This is a genomic window from Methylococcus sp. S1M (genome assembly GCF_051295855.1).
Lineage (GTDB): Bacteria > Pseudomonadota > Gammaproteobacteria > Methylococcales > Methylococcaceae > Methylococcus > Methylococcus capsulatus.
On the sequence record NZ_JBPDXO010000009.1, the window covers coordinates 1 to 20,653 of the forward strand.

Consider the following 20,653-nt stretch of genomic DNA (forward strand, 5'->3'; position numbering starts at 1 on the left):
GGACGAAGGCTTGCGGTTTGCCGTGCGCGAGGGCGGTCGTACCGTCGGCGCAGGCGTTGTCTCCAAGATCATCGAGTGAGCTCATGGCTAAGCAGAGAATTCGTATCCGTTTGAAGGCGTTCGATCACCGGCTCATCGACCAGTCGGCGTCGGAAATCGTTGAAACCGCAAAACGTACCGGCGCGCAGGTGCTGGGGCCGATCCCGCTGCCGACCAAGAAGGAACGGTTCACCGTGCTGGTGTCACCGCACGTGAACAAGGATGCCCGTGATCAATACGAGCTTCGCACCCACAAGCGTCTGATGGACATAATCGAGCCAACGGACAAGACCGTGGATGCGCTCATGCGCCTGGATCTGGCTGCGGGCGTCGACGTTCAGATCAAGCTGAACTGATTGACAGGTATTAGAGCACACGACTCGGGGAAGAGAGATGGCCATAGGTTTAGTCGGCCGCAAGTGCGGAATGACCCATATTTTTACGGACGCCGGTGCCGCGGTTCCGGTGACGGTGATCCATGTCGAGCCCAACCGGGTAGTTCAGGTGAAGACCCTGGAGTCAGACGGCTATCGCGCCATTCAGGTAACCACGGGCAGCAAGAAGCGCTCGCGTCTCACGAAAGCGGACGCGGGGCACTACTCGAAGGCCGGCGTAGAAGCGGGGCGAGGGCTGTGGGAGTTCCGCCTGGAGGATTCCGATCAGGACTATACGGTCGGTACCGAGCTCGGTGTCGGGGTGTTTGCGGAAGGCCAGTTCGTCGATGCCCGTGCGCGGAGTATCGGCAAAGGCTTCGCCGGTGTCGTGAAGCGGCATAACTTCCGGACGCAGGACGCGACCCATGGCAACTCGCTGTCCCACAGGGCGCCGGGATCCATCGGTCAAAACCAGACGCCCGGCCGCGTGTTCAAGGGTAAGAGAATGGCCGGCCACATGGGGGACAAGAACATCACGGTTCCCAATTTGCGGATCGTCGGCATTGATGCCGAGCGGTCCCTGCTCCTCGTGAAGGGAGCGGTGCCCGGTGCCAAGGGGGCGGACGTGATCGTCCGCCCGGCTACGAAGAAATAGGTGGTTGGTCATGAGCCTCAGTATTCCAAAAATCGAAAACGGTGCCGCTGGCGACCTGGAGGTTTCCGATAAGGTATTCGGTCAGGGATTCAACGAATCCCTGGTGCATCAGCTCGTCGTCGGTTATCTCGCCGCAGCGCGTTCGGGAACGAAAGCCCAGAAGAGTCGGTCGGACGTGTCGGGCGGAGGTAAGAAACCCTGGAAACAGAAGGGATCCGGTCACGCGCGGGCTGGAACCACGCGTAGCCCGCTATGGCGCACCGGCGGTGTGACATTCGCGGCATCCAACCGGAACTACCGGCAGAAGTTGAACAAAAAGATGTACCGGGCGGCTGTCCGGTCCATATTTTCAGAGTTGCTGCGCCAGGGGCGCCTCGTCGTCTCGGATGGTATCGTTCCGACGTCTCCCAAGACCCGTGAGCTGGCAGCGAAGCTGAAGAGCTTCGGTGAGGGGTATACCGTCATTCTGGCTGAACAGCTCGATCTGAATCTGGCCCTGTCATCGCGCAATCTGCCGAATGTGAGTATCAATACCGCCGATACATTGAGTCCGGTCGACCTGGTGCACGCCGAGCGCGTTATCGCCACCAGCTCGGCGATTCGTAAGCTGGAGGTGAGGCTGTCATGAACCAGATCGAGTTGATGCGTACCCTGATCGCTCCCGTGGTCTCGGAAAAATCGACCGCTGGCGCGGAAAAAAACCGCCAGTTTGTGTTCCGGGTGAAGCCGGCTGCCAGCAAGCTGCAAATCAAAAGCGCGGTTGAACTCATGTTCGGTGTGAAGGTCGACTCCGTGCGTATACTCAACGTCAAGGGCAAATCCAAGCGGTTCGGGCGGTTCATGGGGCAGCGTTCGGACTGGAAGAAAGCTTACGTGAAGCTGAAGCCGGGCTTTGACATTGAGCTGGCGGTAAATTAATCCGATATTCGATTGCTTGAGTAAAGACAAGACCATGGCTCTGATTAAACAAAAACCCACTTCTGCGGGCGCACGCTTTGTCACGCGGGTGCGCAGCGAGGAACTGTACAAGGGCGAACCGTATGCGAAACTGCTCGAGAAGCAGACGCGTTCTTCGGGCCGCAATAATCAGGGCCGTGTGACAACCCGGCACAAAGGCGGTGGACACAAGCAGTTCTATCGTATCGTGGACTTCAAGCGGGACAAGCTCGACATACCGGCGCGGGTTGAGCGTATCGAGTACGATCCCAACCGTACCGCATACATTGCTCTCGTGCTGTATCGTGATGGGGAGCGTCGCTATATCGTCGCGCCGGCGGGTCTGAGCGCCGGCAGCGAAATCGTCGCCGGTGAGTTCGCCGCGATCAAGGTCGGTAACAGTCTGCCCCTGCGCAACATTCCCGTCGGCACCGTCGTGCATTGCGTCGAGGGCAAGCCTGGGAAGGGGGCCCAGTACGCGCGCAGTGCCGGCACGTCCATCCAGTTGGTCGCGAAGGAAGGCGAATATGCCACCCTGCGCATGCGTTCCGGTGAGATGCGCAAGGTGCTGGCCGATTGCAAAGCGACGATCGGCGAGGTCTCCAATAACGAACATAACCTGGTTTCGCTGGGGAAGGCGGGCGCATCGCGCTGGCGGGGGGTTCGCCCGACAGTCCGGGGTGTCGCCATGAACCCCGTGGATCATCCTCATGGAGGCGGTGAGGGACGGACATCCGGGGGCAGGCATCCCGTCTCGCCCTGGGGCATACCCACCAAGGGCTACAAGACCCGGAACAATAAACGAACCGATGGTCTGATCATCCGCAGACGCAAGACGCGATAACGAGTAAGAGGAATAGACCGTGCCACGTTCTATCAAGAAAGGTCCGTTTGTCGACCATCATTTGATGAAGAAGATCGACGAGGCGAACGCGACCGGCGCCAAAAAGCCCATCAAAACATGGTCGCGCCGATCCATGGTATTGCCTGAGATGATCGGGAAAACCATCGCTGTGCACAACGGGAAGCAGCACGTTCCCGTCCTGGTCAGCGATAACATGGTCGGCCACAAATTGGGGGAGTTCGCGCCGACGCGGACTTACAAAGGTCATCAGGCCGACAAGAAGAGCAAGTGAGGCGTGTAAGTCGATGGAAGCATTATCGAGGCATAGAACAGCGCGCATTTCTCCTCAAAAGTGCCGGCTGGTCGCCGACCAGATTCGGGGACTCAACGTTGCCGCCGCGTTGGACCTTTTGACGTTCAGCAATAAAAAGGCTGCCGGTTTGGTGAAGAAAGTCTTGCAGGCAGCCATCGCCAATGCGGAACACAACGAAGGAGCCGATGTGGATGAGCTGCGCGTCAAGACCGTGTTCGTTGATGAGGGCCCTGTTCTCAAGCGGATGAGCCCCCGGGCGAAGGGGCGCGCAAACCGGATACTCAAGCGCACTTCGCACATCACCGTGCTGGTGTCGGATAACTAGTATTTAGTAAAGGCATTTCCGTCATGGGGCAGAAAGTCAATCCTACTGGAATTCGTCTGGGATATATCAAAGATTGGTCGTCGCGCTGGTTCGCGGACAGCAAGTCATATCCCGTATTTCTCAACAACGACCTTAAGGTTCGCGAGTTTCTGAAGCAGAAACTCAAGCATGCGTCGGTCAGCCGGATCCAGATCAATCGGTTGGCGAACAATGCCCAAATCACGATCCATACGGCGAGGCCCGGAATAGTCATCGGCAAGCGGGGTGAGGACATCGACGCGCTGCGCCGGGATGTGTCGCGCTTCATGGGTGTTCCCGTGCAGGTCAGCGTCGAAGAGATCCGCAAGCCCGAGCTGGATGCGCAGCTCGTAGCAGAAGGCGTGGCGCAGCAGCTTGAGAAGCGCATCATGTTCCGGCGTGCCATGAAGCGCGCGGTGCAGAACACGCTGCGTGTAGGGGCCGAGGGTATCAAGATCAGTGTCGCCGGCAGGCTCAACGGCGCCGAGATCGCGCGGACGGAATGGTATCGCGAGGGTCGGGTGCCGCTTCACACCTTTCGCGCGGACATCGATTACGGTTTCGCCGAAGCGGTAACGACGTATGGGGTCATCGGCGTTAAGGTGTGGATTTTCAAAGGCGAGGTGTTCGAGCCCGTGCACACGGAGCCGAAAACCCGCAGTGCGGTCGAAGCTTGATGGAGTCGTGCCATGTTGCAGCCAAAAAGAACGAAATATAGAAAACAGCACAAGGGGCGCAATACCGGCGTGGCCATCGCCGGAAGCAAGGTATCGTTCGGTGAGTATGGCCTCAAGGCGACGACTCGCGGTAGAATAACCGCCCGCCAAATCGAGGCGGCCCGTCGGACCATTTCTCGCCACGTGAAGCGCGGTGGGAAAATCTGGATCCGCGTATTCCCGGACAAGCCCGTCAGCAAGAAGCCGCTGGAAGTCCGCATGGGTAGCGGTAAAGGCAGTGTGGAGTTCTGGGTGGCAGAAATCAAGCCCGGTACCATGCTGTACGAACTCGAAGGTGTCAGCGAAGAACTGGCTCGTGAGGCGTTCCGGTTGGCAGCGGCGAAATTGCCGGTCCAGACCACCTTTTCCCTGCGTACGGTGATGTGATGAAGGCCAGCGAATTGAGAGCGAAACAGGTTGAAGAACTCAAGTCGACGTTGATGGACCTGCATCGGGAGGCGTTCAGCCTGAGGATGCAGAAGGCAACCGGACAGTTGAGCCACTTCCATCGGATCAGGGCGGTGCGGCGCGACATCGCGCGGGTGAATATGGTTCTGGCAGAAAAAGGCGGAAAGGTATGACGGCGAGCGAAGGGCGCGCGCGGAGCGTCACTGGGCGCGTGGTGTCGAACAAAATGGATCGGACCATCGTGGTTGCCATTGAGCGACAGGTTTCCCATCCGTTATATGGCAAGTATATCCGGCGCACGACGAAAGTACTGGCGCACGATGAAAATAACGAGTGCAGCATCGGCGATCTGGTGACACTGCATGCGTCCAGGCCCATTTCGAAGAAAAAGGCCTGGATTCTCGGTGCGATCGTAGAGCGGGCGGTATGAAGTCGTCCACCAGGGCCTTGAGCGAATATTTGGAGATTTGAACGATGATACAGATGCAGACCTGTCTGGATGTCGCGGACAACAGCGGCGCGCGACAAGTCATGTGTATTAAGGTCCTTGGTGGGTCCAAGCGGCGGTACGCGAATGTCGGCGACATCATCAAGGTCAGTGTAAAGGACGCGATTCCCCGGGGACGCGTCAAAAAGGGTGAAGTCTATAACGCCGTGGTCGTTCGCACTCGCAAGGGTGTCCGGCGCGCCGACGGTTCTCTGATCCGGTTTGACAACAACGCGGCAGTCATTCTGAACAACCAGCATCAGCCCATTGGCACCCGCATTTTCGGGCCGGTTACGCGTGAACTTCGTTCGGAGAAGTTCATGAAGATTATCTCTCTGGCACCGGAAGTGCTTTGACGTACCCAAGTAAGAAGGTGTTGCCTCATGCGTAGGATCAAGAAAGGCGATCAGGTCATCGTCATCGCCGGGAAAGACAAAGGAAAGAAAGGCTTGGTACTTTCGGTGCTGAGTGGAGACAAGTTGGTGGTTGAGGGTGTCAATCTCGTCCGTAAACATCAGCGCCCGAACCCAATGAGAGGAGTGACGGGCGGTATCGTCGAGAAGGCCATGCCGATTCACAGTTCGAACGTGGCTCTGTTCAACGCCGCCATCAACAAGGGGGACCGCGTAGGGTTTCGGCTGCTGGCTGATGGCAGGAAAGTCCGTTTCTACCGGTCCACCAACGAACTGATTGACGCTTGAGAAGCGGATGTGTCATGGCTAGGTTAGAAAACCATTACAAAGAGAAAGTCGTACCGGAATTAATGGCGCGATTTGGTTACAAGTCCGTCATGGAAGTCCCGCGTCTGGTGAAGATCACCCTCAACATGGGGGTGGGCGAGGCGGTGGCAGACAAGAAGATCTTGCAGAATGCGGTCGAGAACATGCAAGCGATCGGAGGTCAGAAGCCGATCGTCACTCACGCCAGGAAATCGATTGCAGGTTTCAAGATCCGCGAGGGCATGCCGGTGGGCTGCAAAGTGACTCTGCGGCGCGCGCGGATGTATGAATTTCTGGATCGGCTCATCAGTGTCGCGATTCCCCGTATAAGGGATTTCCGGGGATTGAACCCGAAGGCGTTTGACGGTCGGGGCAATTATTCCATGGGGGTGAGGGAACAGATAATTTTTCCGGAAATCGATTATGACAAGATCGATGCCATCCGGGGCATGGATATCACCATCACGTCGACAGCCAAGACCGACGCCGAAGCCAAAGCGTTGCTCGAAGCGTTCAAATTTCCTTTCCGGACCTGACAAGGGGCGGGGCATGGCAAAAAAATCAATGATCGCGCGCGAAGTGAAGCGCCAGAAGCTGAACGGCCGCTACGAAAAGAAGAGGGCGGAGCTGAAGTCCCTCATCAAAGGCGTGGAAACTCCCGATGAGCAGCGGGAAGCGGCCATCGTCGCTTTGCAGAAGCTGCCACGCGACAGTGCCGCGACGCGGCAGCGCAACCGCTGCCAGCTGACCGGGCGGCCCCATGGCTTCTACCGCAAGTTCGGATTGGGGCGGAACAAGTTGCGCGAGTGCGTCATGCGCGGCGAAGTGCCGGGTGTGGTCAAGGCGAGCTGGTAAGGCCACGGCCGAAGTATCGGAGTTAACAGTCATGAGCATGTCAGATCCTTTGAGCGATCTCCTTACGCGGATACGCAATGGCCAGGCCGCCGGCAAGGCGGAGATCATCGTGCCGGCGTCCAAACTCAAGCGGGCCGTTTGCCAGGTTTTGAAGGAGGAGGGCTATATCGCCGGTTTCTCCGACGTGGCGGAACAGGGTAAGCACAACATCCGCGTCGAGCTTAAGTACCACAATGGGGCGCCGGTCATCGACAAGATCCAGCGGGTCAGCAAACCGGGATGTCGGCGCTATAGGGGGCGCGACGAGCTGCCGAAAGTCATGGGCGGGTTTGGCATCGCCATAGTGTCGACGTCCAAGGGCGTGATGTCGGACCGTAGGGCCAGATCGCTCGGTGAAGGCGGCGAAGTCCTTTGTATCGTTGAATGATGTTTGTATAGGCTGGCCGATATGTCTCGTGTAGCGAATAATCCAATCTCCATTCCGAAGGGTGTGGAAGTAACCATCGCCGACGGTATCGTGACCGCGAAAGGCAAGAACGGGCTGTTGTCACGCACCGTTCCCGCGGAACTCGGAGTCGATCTGGAGGGGGGCACTCTATCCATCCGTTACAACAAAAACGATCAGCGGCAAAATGCCCTCGCCGGGACGACACGGGCGAACCTGGCCAACATGATCGTGGGTGTCAGCAACGGCTTCGAACGGAAGCTCTCTCTGGTCGGCGTGGGGTATCGTGCGCAGGCCAAGGGAGACGTATTGAGCCTCAGTCTGGGATTCTCGCATCCGGTGGAATTCAAGGTGCCTGCGGGCGTTGTGGTCGAGACGCCTTCGCAGACCGACATCGTGGTCAAGGGCGCCGACCGGCAGGTGGTCGGTCAGGTGGCCGCCGACATTCGTGCGTTCCGGGCTCCGGAACCCTATAAGGGCAAGGGCGTCCGCTATGCGGACGAGGTCATCATCCGCAAGGAAGCGAAGAAGAAGTAAGGCAAAAGCAATGGATAAAAAACAAGCCCGCCTCAAAAGGGCAGCAAAAACACGGCACGTCATTCGCGCCATGGGGGCGAACCGACTGACCATCCATCGGACTCCCCGGCACATCTATGCGCAGGTCATCAGCCCTGATGGCGGAACGGTCCTCGCTGCCGCCTCGACGCTCGAGTCCGCCATCCGGGAAACGCTGCCGGTGACTGGAAACAAAGACGCCGCCATCGCAGTGGGTCGTCGCATCGCCGAAAAAGCGCTTGCGGTTGGCATCTCCAGCGTCGCTTTCGACCGGTCCGGATTCAAGTATCACGGACGGGTCAAGGCGCTGGCCGAAGCAGCGCGTGAAGCCGGCCTTCAGTTCTAGCGGGGAATATTAATGGCAAACGTGAATATTCAGGCAGGCGCGGGTGAGGGGCTGCAGGAAAAGCTGGTCGCCGTCCGGCGTGTCTCCAAGGTGGTCAAAGGCGGACGTCAGTTCGGATTCACCGCACTGACCGTCGTCGGTGACGGCAACGGGCGGGTAGGCTTCGGTCTCAGCAAGGCACGCGAGGTGCCGGTGGCGATCCAGAAATCGATGGAGCAGGCGCGCAAGAATATGCGCAAGGTCGCGCTCAATGGTCAGACGTTGCATCATCCGGTGACCGCAGCGGCAGGCGCGGCCAAGGTGCACATGCAACCGGCTTCGGAGGGTACCGGCATCATTGCCGGGGGGGCCATGCGCGCCGTGTTCGAAGTCGTCGGTGTGCATAACGTCCTCGCGAAGTGTATCGGCACCAACAACCCGATCAACGTCGTCCGTGCGACCATCAAAGGCTTGACTGCATTGCGAGACCCCAAATCCGTCGCCGCCAAGCGCGGGATGACCGTCGAGGAATTGTTGGGGTGATGACGATGACGGTTAAAACTTTGCGAGTAACCCAGGTACGCAGCGCCAACGGACGACTCGAGACACACAAAGCGTGTCTTCGTGGACTTGGATTGCGTAAACCTCATCACACTGTCGAAGTTCGGGGCACGCCGGAAATTTTGGGCATGATCTCCAAAGTCTCCTACCTGCTCAAGGTCGAGGAAATCTGACATGTTTTTGAACACTATCGGCGCGCGGGACGGCAGCCGTCCGGAAAAAAAGCGGGTAGGGCGAGGCATCGGCTCGACTCTAGGCAAGACCTGCGGTCGGGGACACAAAGGGCAGAAGGCCCGCGCAGGCGGGTTCCATAAAGTCGGTTTCGAAGGCGGTCAGATGCCGCTGCAACGCCGGTTGCCGAAGGTGGGCTTCCGAAGCGCGAAGAAGCGCTTCGTCGCCGAGGTGACGCTGACGCAGATCTCGAAAGTCGGGGGAGGCGTCATCGGGCTCGCGGAGTTGAAGGAGGCGGGGCTCGTTCCGACTGAGGCGAAGAGGGTCAAGATCATCGCCACGGGGAGTGTGGGCGGGGTGGTGACCGTCCGTGGTGTGGGTGTGACACGGGGCGCCCGCGCCGCGATTGAAGCCGCGGGCGGCAAAGTGGAAAGCTGATGAACGCCATCAATCCCTTGATGGCCGACCGCGGCGGCCGGTTCACCGAGCTTCGCCAGCGTCTGCTGTTCGTCGTTGGAGCGCTGATCGTGTTCCGGATCGGCGCGCATATCCCGATCCCCGGGGTGGACCCGAAGGCTTTGGCTGCCATGTTCAATCAACAGGGCAGCTCGATCCTCGACATGGTGAACATGTTTTCCGGCGGCGCGCTGAAACGGCTGAGCATTTTCGCGCTCGGGATCATGCCCTACATTTCGGCATCGATCATTTTGCAGTTGATGACGATCGTCGTTCCGAAGCTCGAACAGTTGAAAAAGGAAGGCGAATCGGGGCGAAAGAAGATCAACCAATACACCCGTTACGCGACGGTGGTGTTGGCGTCTTTCCAGGCCACGGGCGTGGCGATGGCGTTGCAAAATCAGAGCGCAGGCGGGGCGCCCATCGTCGTTTCCCCTGGATTTCAGTTCGTTGCCCTTACGGCCATTTCGCTCGTCACCGGTACCATGTTTCTAATGTGGCTCGGCGAGCAGGTGACCGAAAGAGGGTTGGGGAATGGCATATCCATCATCATCTTCGCCGGCATCGTGGCCGGTTTGCCTTCGGCCGTCGGCGGAACTCTCGAGCTGGCACGCACGGGCGAATTGAGCGCGTTTAGTATCATTGGCATCGCCGCCATCGCGGTTGCTGTGACATGGCTCGTGGTATTCGTCGAAAAGGGGCAACGGCGGATTACGATCAACTACGCCAAGCGTCAGGAAGGGCGGCGTATGTACGCGGCCCAGAAGAGCTTCCTGCCCCTGAAGCTGAACATGTCCGGGGTTATTCCGCCGATTTTCGCGTCGTCGATCATCCTGTTCCCGGCAACCCTGGCCGGTTGGTTCGGTAATTCGGAAAGGCTGATATGGTTGCAGGACATAGCGAGCACGCTGTCGCCCGGACAGCCGCTTTACGTTCTGTGCTATGCGGCGGCAATCATGTTTTTCTGCTTTTTTTACGCTGCGTTGGTTTTTAATTCCAATGAGACGGCAGAGAATCTGAAGAAATCCGGTGCGTTTATCCCTGGAATCAGGCCAGGTCAGCAGACCGCGAGGTATGTGGACACCGTCATGACGCGGCTGACGCTGATCGGGGGCATCTATATCACCGCGGTATGCTTGTTGCCGGAGTTTTTGATCGTATATTGGAACGTGCCATTCTACTTCGGCGGTACTTCGTTGTTGATCATCGTCGTCGTTGTCATGGATTTCATGGCGCAGATACAGACCTATGTGATCTCACAGCAGTACGAAGGATTGTTGAAGAAAACCAATATTAACATCAGGTGATTTTCTTGAGGTCGCCGGAGAAACATCATGAAAGTTAGAGCATCAGTTAAGCGCATCTGCCGGAACTGTAAGGTCCTGAAGAGGAATGGTATCGTCCGGATCATTTGTAAGGATGCCCGCCACAAGCAGCGGCAGGGTTGATGGTTTCGCCGTTGTGGGAACGGTGGCGGCTGTGTATAATGGTCAGCTTTCGCTCAGCGGCTTAGAGTTGGAGTTCGTGTAAATGGCACGTATTGCTGGAGTCAACATCCCAGATCACAAGCATGTACTTATTTCATTGACCGCGATCTACGGCATCGGTCGTACGCGCGCCGGTCTGATCTGCAAGAATGCTGGGATCGAGACGGACAAAAAAGTCAGGGAGCTGAGCGATGAACAGGTTGAGCGGCTGCGTGGCGAGGTCGCGAAGTTCGTCGTCGAGGGCGATCTTCGACGCGAGGTTGCCATGAACATCAAGCGGCTTATGGATCTCGGTTCCTACCGCGGCATGAGGCACAGGCGCGGTTTGCCCGTGCGCGGGCAACGCACCCGCACCAACGCCCGCACCCGAAAGGGACCGCGTCGTCCGATCAAGAAATAGAGGTACGGTAGAACAATGGCCACGACAGGTCGCCCCGTAAAAAGAGTCAAAAGAGATATCTCGGACGGGATCGCGCATATCAGCGCGTCTTTCAACAACACCATAATCACCATCACCGATAGAAAGGGTAACGCGCTTTCGTGGGCCAGCGCCGGTGCTTCGGGCTTTCGCGGGTCGCGCAAGAGTACACCGTTCGCCGCTCAAGTGGCCGCCGAGAAGGCGGGTGCGGTGGCGAAGGAGTACGGAATCAAGAATCTGGACGTCCACGTTACCGGTCCAGGCCCTGGAAGGGAGTCTGCCGTGCGTTCTCTGAACGCTTTGGGCTTTAAGATTGTTAACGTAGTGGATACTACGCCGCTGCCCCATAACGGGTGTCGTCCCCCAAAGAAGCGGCGCGTTTGACGGGAGGTTTGTTATGGCTAGATATCTGGGCCCGAAATGCAAGTTGAGCCGCCGCGAGGGGACTGATCTGTTTCTCAAGTCGAGGGGCAAGTCCCTGGAATCGAAATGTAAGCTGGATCAGCCGCCTGGGCAGCACGGCCAGAAGCGGCCGCGGCTGAGTGATTACGCGGCCCAGCTTCGGGAGAAGCAGAAGCTGCGGCGGATTTACGGCATCATGGAGCGGCAGTTTCGCAATTATTATGCCGAGGCTTCCCGGCGGAAAGGCTCCACGGGCGAAAACCTGCTGGCACTGCTGGAATCGCGTCTCGACAACGTGGTCTATCGCATGGGGTTCGCCTCGACACGCGCCGAGGCGCGCCAACTCGTATCGCACAAAGCAATCAATCTGAACGGGCGGACGCTCAACATACCTTCATACCAGGTGCAAAGCGGGGACGTCATCGAGATTCGGGATAAGGCGAAATCTCAAGGCCGCGTCAAGGATGCGCTGCAGGTCACCGAGCAGTACGGCTTTCCGTCTTGGGTGGACGTCGACGTCAAGTCGATGAAAGGCATTTTCAAATCGGCGCCGGAAAGGAGTGAGCTGGGCTCGGACATCAACGAGCAACTGGTCGTTGAGCTGTATTCGAAATAGCGCGTGACGGGGTATACGTAATTATGCACAACTCGCTTGCCGAGCTGATCAAGCCGCGTACGGTGGAGGTGGTTCCCCACGGAAGCCATTCCGCACGTGTGGTCATCGAACCGCTAGAGCGGGGGTTCGGACACACCCTGGGCAACGCCTTGAGACGCGTGCTTCTTTCTGCCATTCCCGGTGCGGCGGTCACGGACGTCGTCATCGACGGCGTGCTGCACGAATATTCGACCATCGAGGGGGTTCAGGAGGATGTCATCGACGTGCTTCTGAATCTCAAGAATCTCGCCATCCGTTTGAACGGGCCACATGACGTTTATCTCAATATCGATAAGCACGGCCCCGGTCCGGTTCTGGCAGGCGACATTGAGGCTTCCCATGACGTCGAAGTGCTCAATCCGGAATTGCTGATCGCCCACATCAACGGGAACGGCCGGCTGCGCATGACCCTCCACGTCCAGAAGGGAAGAGGCTATCAGCCCGTCGCCAACCGTGCCATCGAGGGTGATTCGGCCATCGGCACGTTGCATTTGGACGCGAGTTTCAGTCCCATAAAAAAGGTGTCCTACGTCGTCGAGAGTGCGCGCGTCGAGCAGCGTACCGACCTGGACCGGCTGGTTATCGAGTTGCAGACCAATGGGACCGTGCAGCCGGAAGAGGCGGTCAAACACGCCGCCAACATTCTGAACCAGCATCTTGCTATCCTGGTCGACCTCAAGGGCGAGGATCTGCCGCTTTTCGGTGAGGATGGGCCCCAGTTCGATCCCTTGCTGCTCCATCCTGTAGACGATCTCGAACTCACGGTGCGTTCGGCGAATTGCCTGAAGGCCGAGAACATTTTCTATATCGGGGATCTTATCCAGCGCAGCGAGGCAGACTTGCTCAAGACTCCCAATTTGGGGAAAAAATCTCTTACCGAGATCAAGGACGTGTTGGCGACCAAGGGATTGTCGCTCGGCATGCGTTTGGAGAATTGGCCGCCGGAAGGCCTTAAGAAGCTGAACCAATAGCCTTTTTAGGGGTAAAGAATCATGCGTCATCGTAAAGCAGGAAGGAAGTTCAACTTGACGAGCAGTCATCGCGCTGCCTTGTATCGCAATTTGGCGGCTGCGCTCGTGGAACATGAGATCATCAAGACGACGCTGCCGAAGGCCAAAGAGATCAGGCGTTACGTCGAGCCCCTGATCACCTTGTCGAAAGAGGATAGCGTGGCCGGTCGGCGGCTGGCATTCGCTCGGCTTCGCAACCGGGAAGCGGTGACGAAGCTCTTCAACGATCTCGGGCCCCGTTTCAAGACGCGCCCCGGTGGTTATACGCGGATTCTCAAGTGCGGCTTTCGGGCGGGCGACGCAAGTCCGATGGCGTACGTGGAACTCGTGGATCGAACCTGAGCGCACCCCTGCCGGAGCGGAGCGGTGCGCCCCGGCATACTCCCCTTCGGGGCTTCCGGCGGCCCCATCGTTTGAAAGGCATGGCGCCATGCCGGAGTTTCTCGCCGACCATTCTGTTTCATTGAAAGCTTAGTGGCCCCTCCCCCTGATACGTCGGGTTCGTGTTCTGCGTTCCATGAGTGCGAACGGATTTTCGCGCAGTGGGGATACCCGTTTCAGGACTATTCCGAGTCTTTCCGTCAGTCCCTGGACACCGTCTGTAGGTGCAGCCGTTTCTTTCTGGGGGTCGTAAAGCGCGACGCTCATGTCATCCCCCTGCTTGCCTCGTTGTTCGAAGGGCACACACCGGAAAGGAATCCCTCAGCGGATTTGCAGCAGCGTGTGGCGGAAGTGGCCGATCGGAATGGCCTGATGCGGGTATTGCGCCAATGGCGTAATCGGGAAATGGCGATCATCGCCTGGCAAGACATTTGCGGCCTTCTCGATATCGATAGCGTATTGACGAGAATATCCGAGACGGCCGAGTCGGCCATCCGGACGGCCCTCGACTGGCTATTCGACGATGCCTGCCGGCGGTGGGGTGTTCCGCGCCGCAAAGACGGCTCGGCGCAGAGTCTGGTCGTTTTAGGCATGGGAAAGCTGGGGGGATACGAGCTGAACTTTTCCTCCGACATCGATCTGGTGTTCGCCTACGTCGAAGACGGCGAGTTGCCCGGCCGCAACGGTGCGACATATGCGGAATTTTATACGCGGCTCGCGCAGTCACTGGTGCATGTGCTGGATGCGGTGACAGAAGACGGCTTCGTTTTTCGTGTGGACGTGCGGCTGCGACCTTTCGGTGAGAGCGGCCCGCTCGTGGTCAGCTTCGATTCCTGTGAACGCTATTACCAGGCCCAAGCGCGCGACTGGGAACGCTATGCGATGGTCAAGGTGCGTGCCGTGGGCGGAGATGCCAAAGACGGCAGGGAGTTTGAACGGTTCTTTCACCCTTTCGTGTACCGTCGCTATCTCGATTACCGGGTTTTCGGGGAACTGAGGTCGCTCAAGGCGAGGATCATGGCCGAACTCAGGCGGAAGGACAGGGGGGACAACATCAAACTGGGTGCGGGTGGCATTCGGGAAATCGAGTTCATCGGTCAGGCGTTTCAACTGATTCGGGGCGGCCGGAACGTGGAGCTGCAGGACCGGCGCATCCTCGTCGTCCTGGAGAGGTTGGGGCGTTTGCGTCTGCTCGAACACGGGACGGCTTCATTTCTCTGCGCTGCCTATCGGTTTTTGCGCAAAGTCGAGAACCGGCTCCAGCAATACGAGGACAAGCAGACCCACGAGCTCCCAGTATCGGAGGAACGGCGCGGGCTATTGGCGTTTTCGATGGGGTTCGAATCGTGGGAGGGTTTCCTGCACCGTCTTGACGAGGTCCGGCGCCGTGTCCACGAGATTTTCACGGAGGTGATCGCCGAACCTCCGCAGCCCGCAAGGGGGGAGCCGCTGCTGGACGGCGGCGAGGCGGAGCTATCCCAAGCGCTGGCGGGGTTTGACGGAGCCGCCGAAGCCATGACCGGCGCTTTGGTCAAGTTCCGGGCCTCGGCGCCTGTTCGGCGGCTCGGTGCCGGTGCCAGGGCGGAGCTTCAGAGAGTCATCGGAAAGTTGCTGGCGGAGCTCGCCGCGTTCCGTGTGTCCGATCCTGTCGGCGTGTTGGGTAGAATCCTCGAGTTGTTCGAATCGATCGCCGGCAGGGGGGTCTATTTTTCGCTGCTGGCGGAAAACCCGTCCGCGCTGTCGCAGCTGGTCCGGCTGGCGGCGGCAAGTCCCTGGATCGTAAGGCTCATAGCCGGCGCTCCGATTCTGCTTGATGAGTTACTGGACCCGAGGACCCTGTACAGCCCCTTGACCCGTGAGTCCTTGGGGCGGGAGGCGGACATTCTCTTCAGCAGTCTGGCTCCCGATGACGACGAGCAGCTGATGTTGCGGCTTAGGCAATTTAAGGCGGCACACCAGCTGCGGATCGCGGCGGCCGACATCATGAACGTCATCCCGGTCATGGTCGTCAGTGATTACCTGACGGATCTGGCCGAGGTCGTGATCGAACGGGTGCTGCGGCTGGCCTGGAAATTCGCGGCTGCGCGTCACGGCATCCCTCCGGTGGAGGCGGAAACCTCGGTTGATTTTCCGGGATTCGGGATCATCGCCTACGGAAAGCTCGGCGGCATAGAGCTGGGCTATGGGTCCGACCTCGATCTGGTTTTCCTCTACGATGGGGTGGCCAGCGACGCCGTCACCGATGGGCCGCGTCCGATCAGCGCCGCCGAGTTTTATGCCCGCGTGGTTCAGCGGATGGTCAGTCTGCTGACGGCCGACATGCCAGGCGGGGCATTGTATGAAGTCGATCTTCGCCTGCGGCCCAGCGGAAGCTCGGGTCTCCTCGTCAGCAAAGCCGATGCCTACGAAAATTACCAGCTGCATCAGGCCTGGACATGGGAGCGGCAGGCGCTGGTGCGGGCGCGGTTCGTGGCGGGTGATCCGAAGGTGGGTGCACGGTTCGATGCGATCCGGCGGAACGTGCTTTGCCGGGAGAGGGACAGTCGGCAGGTGAGGCTCGATGTTCGGACCATGCGCGAGAAGATGCGGGAACATCTGGCGGACAGACGGCCCGGAGTGTTCGATTTGAAGCAGGGCGTTGGCGGTATTGCCGATATCGAGTTTATTGTACAATTCGGCGTCCTCATCAGCGCCGCGAAGCATTGTGAGATCACCCGCTGGACCGATACGGTCCGCCTATTGGACAGCCTTCGCGCCATAAATTTTCTGGAGCTCGGCCAGGCAGACCGCCTTCGATGCGCCTATTGCGACTATCGCGGCAGGGTGCACCGTCTTGCTTTGCAAGAGATGCCGGCGTTGGCGGCATCATCGGAGTTTCCCGGGCACCGCGCGGCTGTGGAGGCAATCTGGAAGCAGATCATTGAGGCGCCGGTGTTTTGAGCGAACAGCGGCCGACAGCAATTCCCCTCTGATTGCAGGAGATCATTTCATGACGATGGACGATCGGGACGGACAGATCTGGCTCGATGGGACGTGGCTCCCCTGGCGCGATGCCAAGGTTCACGTTTTGACCCACACGCTGCACTACGGCTGCGGCGTGTTCGAAGGCCTGCGCGCCTACCGTACCGCGCGCGGCCCGTCGGTCTTCCGGCTCCGTGACCACACGGACCGGCTGTTCCGCTCGGCCCACATTATGAAAATGTCGATTCCGTTCGACAAGGATACTCTCGACCGCGTCCAACTGGAGGCGGTGGCGCGCAATAATCTGGAAAGTGCCTACATTAGGCCGATGTGTTTCCTCGGGGCCGAGGGCATGGGTCTGCATGCTCACGGACTGGCGGTCCATGTGATGGTCGCCGCCTGGCAATGGGGCAGTTATCTCGGGGCTGAAAACATGGCTCGCGGCATCCGCGTGAGAACCTCCTCTTATACTAGGAATCACGTCAACAGCGTCATGAGCAAGGCCAAGGCCAATGGAAACTATCTCAATTCCATCCTGGCCGTGCAGGAAGCGATCGAAGCCGGTTGTGATGAAGCGTTGTTGCTCGACCAGGAAGGCTACGTTGCCGAAGGCAGCGGTGAAAATATCTTCATCGTCCGCCATGGCAGGCTCTATACGCCGGATCTGACGTCGGCGCTCGAGGGCATTACGCGAGACACCGTGATGACGCTGGCGAGGGAAAACGGCCTGGAAGTCGTGGAAAAACGCATCACCCGCGACGAGGTTTACATAGCCGATGAGGCGTTTTTCACCGGGACCGCCGCCGAAGTCACGCCGATCCGAGAGGTAGACGGGCGCGTGATCGGCGCAGGGGGCCGCGGGCCGGTGACAGAGAAGCTGCAGGCACTTTATTTCGACTACGTGCATGGCCGTCGCTCAGACCATGCCGAATGGTTGAGCCACGTTTGACGAGGCTTTCGGCCCGACCGTGCGGCAGATGAGCGTGATGCGTCTGCCGCACGGTCCGTCGGTCCGTTCTACTTCAGCATCAAGAAGAACGAGCCGCTGCCTCGCTGGACGCTGAGGAGCAGCTCCGAGCGGCCCTTGGTGGCGCGCTTCAGGTCATCGAGCGTTTCGATTTCCTCGCGGTTCGCCATCACGATCACGTCGCCGGGGCGCAGGCCGGCCTGGAAGGCGTAAGAACTCGTGTGGATTTTTTCCACCTGGACACCGCCCTCCTCGTTGTTCTTAAGTATGACACCGGACAGTCTGGGATGGATTTTATTGCCCTCTTCCTGGACCAGTTTGGGGGCGCGGATCACCACCTCGCGTACCACTCTCTCCCCCTTGTGCATCACTTCGACCCGGACTTCTTCGCCTATGGGCAGGAGGCCGATGGTGTTGCGGACGTCCGCGCTGTTTTTGACCGGGCGGTCATTGACGCTGACGACGACGTCGCCGGCTTCCAGGCCCGAAGATGCGGCCGGGGAATCCTTTTGGACGCCGGTGATCACCGCGCCCTGGCTCTGCTTCAGGCCAAAGGCCTGAGCGAGATCCGGCGTCAGGTCTTGGATGGTGATGCCGATCTGGCCGCGGCGGATTTCGCCCTTTTCGACCAGTTGGGTCATGATGCTGGCGGCCATGTTGGACGGGATGGCGAAACCGATGCCCACGTTTCCGCCGGTGGGAGCGATGATGGCCGTATTCACGCCGACCAGCTCGCCACGGAGATTGATCAAGGCGCCTCCCGAGTTGCCGGGGTTGATCGAGGCGTCGGTCTGGATGAAATCCTCGTACCCCTCAATGCCGAGTCCGGATCGCCCCAGGGCACTGACGATGCCGGAGGTCACTGTCTGCCCCAGGCCAAAGGGATTGCCGATGGCTACCACGAAGTCGCCGACTTCGAGCTGACTCGAATCACCGATGGGCAGTTCCGTCAGATTCTTGGGTTCGACCTTGATGACGGCCAAATCCGACTCCGGATCGGCGCCGACCAGTTTTGCGCTCAACTGGCGTCCGTCTCTCAAGGTCACGCTTATCTCGTCCGCCTTGTCGATCACATGGTTGTTGGTGAGGATGTAGCCTCGGCGGGCGTCGACGATCACCCCGGAGCCGAGGCTGGAGCTCTCACGGCGCCGCGGCTGATTCGGAATACCGAAGAAATGCCGGAAGAAGGGGTCTTGCATCAGGGGATTCTCGGCGATTTCGATCTGGGTCTTCGTCGAGATGTTGACCACAGCGGGCATGGCCTTCTTCAAGACGGGCGCGAGGCTGGGCAGTGGCAGACCGTTGACGCTGGCGGGCAAATCCGCCCACACCGGGGGGCAGAGGGACAGGCCGCTGGCGGTCAGTAGCAACAGCGCGCCGATGGATTTCATGCGCATGGAATTACCTCTATCGATTATCTTTCTAAACCGCATAGCAAGAGGGTCCAAAGTCTAGCAAAAAGCCCGATGGAGCAGCGGCACGGGAATACCGAAAATATGGGATGCCGGCGGTACGATGACAATATCGACGAAGGTGGGCCGCTAGGGAGGGGCGGTCCGTGAGGTCGTCGGGATGGGAGACGTCAGGCTTTGAGCGTACTCGGGCCGAAGCCGGGAGCGGGACTGCTCCGCGGCGTTTCGAGCCAGGTGAGCGACTGGCGCGCCGCGGCGGCACCATCCTGAAGTCCTTTGGCGATCACCCGCCGTCCCGGGATGAGCTTGCCCAAGACCAGGGCGCCGAGGACCACGCTGAAGGAAAGGCAGTAAACCGACCCGTAGACAGCTTTGGCGACGAGGCCGGATTTGCCAAGATCGTCGATGGTGTTGGTCGAAGGGGAGGGAGAGGGCGCGGTCCTTTCCTCTGCCGCTGATACCAGGCTTAGGACCGGCCCGCGCGGTTTGGACGTAATGGGTACGACTTTCTTGGCCATGGGCTTACTCCTCAACGAGTTCACGAACGAGCGCTTTGATTTCCCTGGCTGCCGCGCCCTTGTGGTCGAACTCGAGGACGGAGAGGCCGGAGGCGGCGCTTTCGGCATAGACAACCCTTTGATTGACATTTGTTTCCGCAACCGGGAAAGGGTGATCTTTGAGCGCTTCGGCCACGTCGCGGCCGATCGCGGTATTCACGATCTTCCGGTTGACGATGAATTTCCCTTCGAGATGATCGTTGTATATCTTAACCTCCTGTATCAACTTGACAATCTCGTTGGCAGCCCAGACGTCGTAAGGAGAGGGCTGAACCGGGATGAGGACGAGATCGCAGGCCATGATGGCGGACCGGGCGAGCTCATTGACCCGGGGAGGTCCGTCGATGATGACGTGGTCATAGCCGGAAGCGAGTTCCGGCACGTCCTTGTGCAAGGTCGGTTTCGCCATGCCGACGACGGGAAACAGGGTGTCGCCCCGCCGGCTCGCTTGCCAGTCCAGGGCGCTGCCCTGCGGGTCGGCATCGATGAGCAGGGTTCGCTTGCCCGACAACGCCAGAGCGGCCGCGATATTGACCGACAAGGTGGTCTTGCCGACGCCACCTTTCTGGTTGAGAACGCCGATGATCATACAGGGATGCCGCCCGCGCGAAGTACGGTATGGCTGTGTATGCTAGTCGATTCCGGCGATGCTTGCATCGCTGGCGGACCGTCCGGGGCCATGCGGACGGCCTGGACGGCTGGGAGGCGCGCAGCAGTCCGGGCTGAGCGCGCCGATGGTGGGGGTGGACCGTTTTATTTGATCTTGGCTTCTTTGTACAGGACGTGCTTGCGCACGACCGGATCGAATTTCTTGATTTCCATTTTCTCCGGCATGGTGCGCTTGTTCTTGGTGGTCGTATAGAAATGACCGGTGCCGGCGCTGGATACCAACTTGATCTTGTCACGCATGGCTCATACTCCTGTGCTCAAACCCGTTCGCCGCGTTTGCGGATGTCGGCCAGGACGGCATCGATTCCACACTTGTCGATGACCCGCAGGCCATGGTTCGACACTTTGAGGCGGACCCAGCGGTTCTCACTCTCGACCCAGAAACGGCGTTCGTGCAGGTTGGGGTTGAACAGTCTTTTCGTCTTGTTGTTAGCGTGGGAAACGTTATGGCCTACAATACGTCGCTTCCCCGTAACCTGACATACCTTGGACATGGCTTACCTCAATGTCGGCTTGCAGGGTGGAAAAACGT

36 protein-coding genes are annotated in these 20,653 nt (G+C 59.1%); 31 read left to right on the plus strand and 5 right to left on the minus strand.

The features are described from left to right. The 31 genes from ACSHWJ_RS13780 to ACSHWJ_RS13930 all read left to right on the plus strand — a co-directional run. A partial coding sequence (locus ACSHWJ_RS13780; protein ID WP_432539324.1) for a hypothetical protein occupies positions 1–79 on the plus strand: 79 nt, incomplete at its 5' end. 4 nt (positions 80–83) lie between these two features. After that, on the plus strand, positions 84–395 hold the full coding sequence (gene rpsJ, locus ACSHWJ_RS13785; protein WP_010961601.1) for a 30S ribosomal protein S10: 312 nt from the start codon (positions 84–86) through the stop codon (positions 393–395). A gap of 37 nt (positions 396–432) precedes the next feature. Continuing rightward, positions 433–1,068, plus strand: a complete 636-nt coding sequence (gene rplC, locus ACSHWJ_RS13790) for a 50S ribosomal protein L3 (RefSeq protein ID WP_432539998.1) — start codon at positions 433–435, stop codon at positions 1,066–1,068. 10 nt (positions 1,069–1,078) lie between these two features. Continuing rightward, complete coding sequence (rplD, locus tag ACSHWJ_RS13795) at positions 1,079–1,696, plus strand: 50S ribosomal protein L4 (RefSeq protein ID WP_010961599.1); 618 nt, start codon at positions 1,079–1,081, stop codon at positions 1,694–1,696. Next, on the plus strand, positions 1,693–1,986 hold the full coding sequence (rplW, locus tag ACSHWJ_RS13800; protein WP_010961598.1) for a 50S ribosomal protein L23: 294 nt from the start codon (positions 1,693–1,695) through the stop codon (positions 1,984–1,986). The genes rplD and rplW overlap by 4 nt, the downstream gene beginning before the upstream one ends. Before the next feature lie 34 nt (positions 1,987–2,020). After that, positions 2,021–2,848: a 50S ribosomal protein L2 gene (gene rplB, locus ACSHWJ_RS13805; protein WP_017365438.1), complete on the plus strand. Its 828-nt coding sequence runs from the start codon at positions 2,021–2,023 to the stop codon at positions 2,846–2,848. Positions 2,849–2,867: 19 nt separating this feature from the next. Continuing rightward, complete coding sequence (gene rpsS, locus ACSHWJ_RS13810; protein WP_010961596.1) at positions 2,868–3,140, plus strand: 30S ribosomal protein S19; 273 nt, start codon at positions 2,868–2,870, stop codon at positions 3,138–3,140. Positions 3,141–3,153: 13 nt separating this feature from the next. After that, entirely contained in the window at positions 3,154–3,486 is a 333-nt protein-coding gene (rplV, locus tag ACSHWJ_RS13815; protein WP_010961595.1) for a 50S ribosomal protein L22, read from the plus strand. Between the two features lie 23 nt (positions 3,487–3,509). After that, positions 3,510–4,181: a 30S ribosomal protein S3 gene (rpsC, locus tag ACSHWJ_RS13820; protein ID WP_010961594.1), complete on the plus strand. Its 672-nt coding sequence runs from the start codon at positions 3,510–3,512 to the stop codon at positions 4,179–4,181. 12 nt (positions 4,182–4,193) lie between these two features. Continuing rightward, positions 4,194–4,607: a 50S ribosomal protein L16 gene (gene rplP / locus ACSHWJ_RS13825; protein ID WP_010961593.1), complete on the plus strand. Its 414-nt coding sequence runs from the start codon at positions 4,194–4,196 to the stop codon at positions 4,605–4,607. Beyond that, on the plus strand, positions 4,607–4,801 hold the full coding sequence (gene rpmC / locus ACSHWJ_RS13830; protein ID WP_017365437.1) for a 50S ribosomal protein L29: 195 nt from the start codon (positions 4,607–4,609) through the stop codon (positions 4,799–4,801). The genes rplP and rpmC overlap by 1 nt, the downstream gene beginning before the upstream one ends. Next, on the plus strand, positions 4,798–5,058 hold the full coding sequence (gene rpsQ, locus ACSHWJ_RS13835; RefSeq protein WP_432539997.1) for a 30S ribosomal protein S17: 261 nt from the start codon (positions 4,798–4,800) through the stop codon (positions 5,056–5,058). The genes rpmC and rpsQ overlap by 4 nt, the downstream gene beginning before the upstream one ends. Positions 5,059–5,102: 44 nt before the next feature. Then, a complete protein-coding gene (rplN, locus tag ACSHWJ_RS13840; RefSeq protein ID WP_010961590.1) occupies positions 5,103–5,471 on the plus strand; it encodes a 50S ribosomal protein L14 in 369 nt (122 codons plus the stop codon). 27 nt (positions 5,472–5,498) lie between these two features. Beyond that, a complete protein-coding gene (rplX, locus tag ACSHWJ_RS13845) occupies positions 5,499–5,816 on the plus strand; it encodes a 50S ribosomal protein L24 (RefSeq protein WP_010961589.1) in 318 nt (105 codons plus the stop codon). A 14-nt stretch (positions 5,817–5,830) separates the two neighbouring features. Then, complete coding sequence (gene rplE, locus ACSHWJ_RS13850) at positions 5,831–6,370, plus strand: 50S ribosomal protein L5 (protein ID WP_010961588.1); 540 nt, start codon at positions 5,831–5,833, stop codon at positions 6,368–6,370. 13 nt (positions 6,371–6,383) lie between these two features. Continuing rightward, positions 6,384–6,689, plus strand: coding sequence for a 30S ribosomal protein S14 (gene rpsN, locus ACSHWJ_RS13855; RefSeq protein WP_010961587.1), 306 nt, complete (start codon positions 6,384–6,386; stop codon positions 6,687–6,689). A 31-nt stretch (positions 6,690–6,720) separates the two neighbouring features. Next, positions 6,721–7,116, plus strand: coding sequence for a 30S ribosomal protein S8 (gene rpsH, locus ACSHWJ_RS13860; RefSeq protein ID WP_017365435.1), 396 nt, complete (start codon positions 6,721–6,723; stop codon positions 7,114–7,116). 21 nt (positions 7,117–7,137) lie between these two features. Further along, positions 7,138–7,671, plus strand: a complete 534-nt coding sequence (rplF, locus tag ACSHWJ_RS13865) for a 50S ribosomal protein L6 (protein ID WP_010961585.1) — start codon at positions 7,138–7,140, stop codon at positions 7,669–7,671. Positions 7,672–7,681: 10 nt separating this feature from the next. Beyond that, positions 7,682–8,035 (plus strand): 50S ribosomal protein L18, encoded by a 354-nt coding sequence (rplR, locus tag ACSHWJ_RS13870; RefSeq protein ID WP_017365434.1) that lies wholly within the window; start codon positions 7,682–7,684, stop codon positions 8,033–8,035. 12 nt (positions 8,036–8,047) lie between these two features. Then, complete coding sequence (gene rpsE / locus ACSHWJ_RS13875; protein WP_010961583.1) at positions 8,048–8,557, plus strand: 30S ribosomal protein S5; 510 nt, start codon at positions 8,048–8,050, stop codon at positions 8,555–8,557. A gap of 5 nt (positions 8,558–8,562) precedes the next feature. Then, a complete protein-coding gene (gene rpmD, locus ACSHWJ_RS13880) occupies positions 8,563–8,748 on the plus strand; it encodes a 50S ribosomal protein L30 (RefSeq protein ID WP_010961582.1) in 186 nt (61 codons plus the stop codon). A gap of 1 nt (position 8,749) precedes the next feature. After that, a complete protein-coding gene (gene rplO, locus ACSHWJ_RS13885; protein ID WP_010961581.1) occupies positions 8,750–9,184 on the plus strand; it encodes a 50S ribosomal protein L15 in 435 nt (144 codons plus the stop codon). Further along, complete coding sequence (gene secY, locus ACSHWJ_RS13890; protein ID WP_017365432.1) at positions 9,184–10,509, plus strand: preprotein translocase subunit SecY; 1,326 nt, start codon at positions 9,184–9,186, stop codon at positions 10,507–10,509. The genes rplO and secY overlap by 1 nt, the downstream gene beginning before the upstream one ends. 27 nt (positions 10,510–10,536) lie before the next feature. Continuing rightward, the gene (gene rpmJ / locus ACSHWJ_RS13895) at positions 10,537–10,650 is read left to right on the plus strand and encodes a 50S ribosomal protein L36 (RefSeq protein ID WP_010961579.1); all 114 of its coding nucleotides are present in this window, start codon (positions 10,537–10,539) and stop codon (positions 10,648–10,650) included. An 82-nt stretch (positions 10,651–10,732) separates the two neighbouring features. Beyond that, the gene (gene rpsM, locus ACSHWJ_RS13900; RefSeq protein WP_010961578.1) at positions 10,733–11,089 is read left to right on the plus strand and encodes a 30S ribosomal protein S13; all 357 of its coding nucleotides are present in this window, start codon (positions 10,733–10,735) and stop codon (positions 11,087–11,089) included. 15 nt (positions 11,090–11,104) lie between these two features. Next, positions 11,105–11,491, plus strand: coding sequence for a 30S ribosomal protein S11 (gene rpsK, locus ACSHWJ_RS13905; protein WP_010961577.1), 387 nt, complete (start codon positions 11,105–11,107; stop codon positions 11,489–11,491). 13 nt (positions 11,492–11,504) lie between these two features. Then, positions 11,505–12,125 (plus strand): 30S ribosomal protein S4, encoded by a 621-nt coding sequence (gene rpsD / locus ACSHWJ_RS13910; RefSeq protein ID WP_017365430.1) that lies wholly within the window; start codon positions 11,505–11,507, stop codon positions 12,123–12,125. Between the two features lie 23 nt (positions 12,126–12,148). Beyond that, on the plus strand, positions 12,149–13,135 hold the full coding sequence (locus tag ACSHWJ_RS13915; protein ID WP_017365429.1) for a DNA-directed RNA polymerase subunit alpha: 987 nt from the start codon (positions 12,149–12,151) through the stop codon (positions 13,133–13,135). 21 nt (positions 13,136–13,156) lie between these two features. After that, on the plus strand, positions 13,157–13,516 hold the full coding sequence (gene rplQ, locus ACSHWJ_RS13920; RefSeq protein ID WP_010961574.1) for a 50S ribosomal protein L17: 360 nt from the start codon (positions 13,157–13,159) through the stop codon (positions 13,514–13,516). A gap of 132 nt (positions 13,517–13,648) precedes the next feature. Continuing rightward, positions 13,649–16,495 carry a bifunctional [glutamate--ammonia ligase]-adenylyl-L-tyrosine phosphorylase/[glutamate--ammonia-ligase] adenylyltransferase gene (gene glnE, locus ACSHWJ_RS13925; RefSeq protein ID WP_432539996.1) on the plus strand — a complete coding sequence of 949 codons (2,847 nt, stop codon included), beginning with the start codon at positions 13,649–13,651 and terminating at the stop codon, positions 16,493–16,495. 49 nt (positions 16,496–16,544) lie between these two features. After that, positions 16,545–17,465: a branched-chain amino acid transaminase gene (locus tag ACSHWJ_RS13930; RefSeq protein WP_010961572.1), complete on the plus strand. Its 921-nt coding sequence runs from the start codon at positions 16,545–16,547 to the stop codon at positions 17,463–17,465. Between the two features lie 68 nt (positions 17,466–17,533). Here the strand turns inward: ACSHWJ_RS13930 and ACSHWJ_RS13935 are convergent, their stop codons facing one another. From ACSHWJ_RS13935 to rpmB, 5 genes are all read right to left on the minus strand, one after another. Beyond that, entirely contained in the window at positions 17,534–18,880 is a 1,347-nt protein-coding gene (locus ACSHWJ_RS13935; RefSeq protein WP_026045959.1) for a DegQ family serine endoprotease, read from the minus strand. A gap of 185 nt (positions 18,881–19,065) precedes the next feature. Beyond that, positions 19,066–19,413 carry a hypothetical protein gene (locus ACSHWJ_RS13940; protein ID WP_010961570.1) on the minus strand — a complete coding sequence of 116 codons (348 nt, stop codon included), beginning with the start codon at positions 19,411–19,413 and terminating at the stop codon, positions 19,066–19,068. 4 nt (positions 19,414–19,417) lie between these two features. Beyond that, positions 19,418–20,041, minus strand: a complete 624-nt coding sequence (gene parA, locus ACSHWJ_RS13945) for a ParA family partition ATPase (protein WP_017365425.1) — start codon at positions 20,039–20,041, stop codon at positions 19,418–19,420. Positions 20,042–20,205: 164 nt separating this feature from the next. Next, entirely contained in the window at positions 20,206–20,361 is a 156-nt protein-coding gene (gene rpmG, locus ACSHWJ_RS13950; protein ID WP_010961568.1) for a 50S ribosomal protein L33, read from the minus strand. A 17-nt stretch (positions 20,362–20,378) separates the two neighbouring features. Further along, entirely contained in the window at positions 20,379–20,615 is a 237-nt protein-coding gene (gene rpmB / locus ACSHWJ_RS13955; RefSeq protein ID WP_010961567.1) for a 50S ribosomal protein L28, read from the minus strand. Between the last annotated feature and the right edge of the window lie 38 nt (positions 20,616–20,653).

What these genes read in the sequence shown, in the direction of transcription:
- rpsJ (WP_010961601.1), top strand. Translation starts at nt 84, where the DNA reads ATGGCTAAGCAGAGAATTCGTATCCGTTTGAAGGCGTTCGATCACCGG.
- rplC (WP_432539998.1), top strand. Translation starts at nt 433, where the DNA reads ATGGCCATAGGTTTAGTCGGCCGCAAGTGCGGAATGACCCATATTTTT.
- rplD (WP_010961599.1), top strand. Translation starts at nt 1,079, where the DNA reads ATGAGCCTCAGTATTCCAAAAATCGAAAACGGTGCCGCTGGCGACCTG.
- rplW (WP_010961598.1), top strand. Translation starts at nt 1,693, where the DNA reads ATGAACCAGATCGAGTTGATGCGTACCCTGATCGCTCCCGTGGTCTCG.
- rplB (WP_017365438.1), top strand. Translation starts at nt 2,021, where the DNA reads ATGGCTCTGATTAAACAAAAACCCACTTCTGCGGGCGCACGCTTTGTC.
- rplV (WP_010961595.1), top strand. Translation starts at nt 3,154, where the DNA reads ATGGAAGCATTATCGAGGCATAGAACAGCGCGCATTTCTCCTCAAAAG.
- rpsC (WP_010961594.1), top strand. Translation starts at nt 3,510, where the DNA reads ATGGGGCAGAAAGTCAATCCTACTGGAATTCGTCTGGGATATATCAAA.
- rplP (WP_010961593.1), top strand. Translation starts at nt 4,194, where the DNA reads ATGTTGCAGCCAAAAAGAACGAAATATAGAAAACAGCACAAGGGGCGC.
- rpmC (WP_017365437.1), top strand. Translation starts at nt 4,607, where the DNA reads ATGAAGGCCAGCGAATTGAGAGCGAAACAGGTTGAAGAACTCAAGTCG.
- rpsQ (WP_432539997.1), top strand. Translation starts at nt 4,798, where the DNA reads ATGACGGCGAGCGAAGGGCGCGCGCGGAGCGTCACTGGGCGCGTGGTG.
- rplN (WP_010961590.1), top strand. Translation starts at nt 5,103, where the DNA reads ATGATACAGATGCAGACCTGTCTGGATGTCGCGGACAACAGCGGCGCG.
- rplX (WP_010961589.1), top strand. Translation starts at nt 5,499, where the DNA reads ATGCGTAGGATCAAGAAAGGCGATCAGGTCATCGTCATCGCCGGGAAA.
- rplE (WP_010961588.1), top strand. Translation starts at nt 5,831, where the DNA reads ATGGCTAGGTTAGAAAACCATTACAAAGAGAAAGTCGTACCGGAATTA.
- rpsN (WP_010961587.1), top strand. Translation starts at nt 6,384, where the DNA reads ATGGCAAAAAAATCAATGATCGCGCGCGAAGTGAAGCGCCAGAAGCTG.
- rpsH (WP_017365435.1), top strand. Translation starts at nt 6,721, where the DNA reads ATGAGCATGTCAGATCCTTTGAGCGATCTCCTTACGCGGATACGCAAT.
- rplF (WP_010961585.1), top strand. Translation starts at nt 7,138, where the DNA reads ATGTCTCGTGTAGCGAATAATCCAATCTCCATTCCGAAGGGTGTGGAA.
- rplR (WP_017365434.1), top strand. Translation starts at nt 7,682, where the DNA reads ATGGATAAAAAACAAGCCCGCCTCAAAAGGGCAGCAAAAACACGGCAC.
- rpsE (WP_010961583.1), top strand. Translation starts at nt 8,048, where the DNA reads ATGGCAAACGTGAATATTCAGGCAGGCGCGGGTGAGGGGCTGCAGGAA.
- rpmD (WP_010961582.1), top strand. Translation starts at nt 8,563, where the DNA reads ATGACGGTTAAAACTTTGCGAGTAACCCAGGTACGCAGCGCCAACGGA.
- rplO (WP_010961581.1), top strand. Translation starts at nt 8,750, where the DNA reads ATGTTTTTGAACACTATCGGCGCGCGGGACGGCAGCCGTCCGGAAAAA.
- secY (WP_017365432.1), top strand. Translation starts at nt 9,184, where the DNA reads ATGAACGCCATCAATCCCTTGATGGCCGACCGCGGCGGCCGGTTCACC.
- rpmJ (WP_010961579.1), top strand. Translation starts at nt 10,537, where the DNA reads ATGAAAGTTAGAGCATCAGTTAAGCGCATCTGCCGGAACTGTAAGGTC.
- rpsM (WP_010961578.1), top strand. Translation starts at nt 10,733, where the DNA reads ATGGCACGTATTGCTGGAGTCAACATCCCAGATCACAAGCATGTACTT.
- rpsK (WP_010961577.1), top strand. Translation starts at nt 11,105, where the DNA reads ATGGCCACGACAGGTCGCCCCGTAAAAAGAGTCAAAAGAGATATCTCG.
- rpsD (WP_017365430.1), top strand. Translation starts at nt 11,505, where the DNA reads ATGGCTAGATATCTGGGCCCGAAATGCAAGTTGAGCCGCCGCGAGGGG.
- ACSHWJ_RS13915 (WP_017365429.1), top strand. Translation starts at nt 12,149, where the DNA reads ATGCACAACTCGCTTGCCGAGCTGATCAAGCCGCGTACGGTGGAGGTG.
- rplQ (WP_010961574.1), top strand. Translation starts at nt 13,157, where the DNA reads ATGCGTCATCGTAAAGCAGGAAGGAAGTTCAACTTGACGAGCAGTCAT.
- ACSHWJ_RS13930 (WP_010961572.1), top strand. Translation starts at nt 16,545, where the DNA reads ATGACGATGGACGATCGGGACGGACAGATCTGGCTCGATGGGACGTGG.
- ACSHWJ_RS13935 (WP_026045959.1), bottom strand. Translation starts at nt 18,880, where the DNA reads ATGCGCATGAAATCCATCGGCGCGCTGTTGCTACTGACCGCCAGCGGC.
- ACSHWJ_RS13940 (WP_010961570.1), bottom strand. Translation starts at nt 19,413, where the DNA reads ATGGCCAAGAAAGTCGTACCCATTACGTCCAAACCGCGCGGGCCGGTC.
- parA (WP_017365425.1), bottom strand. Translation starts at nt 20,041, where the DNA reads ATGATCATCGGCGTTCTCAACCAGAAAGGTGGCGTCGGCAAGACCACC.
- rpmG (WP_010961568.1), bottom strand. Translation starts at nt 20,361, where the DNA reads ATGCGTGACAAGATCAAGTTGGTATCCAGCGCCGGCACCGGTCATTTC.
- rpmB (WP_010961567.1), bottom strand. Translation starts at nt 20,615, where the DNA reads ATGTCCAAGGTATGTCAGGTTACGGGGAAGCGACGTATTGTAGGCCAT.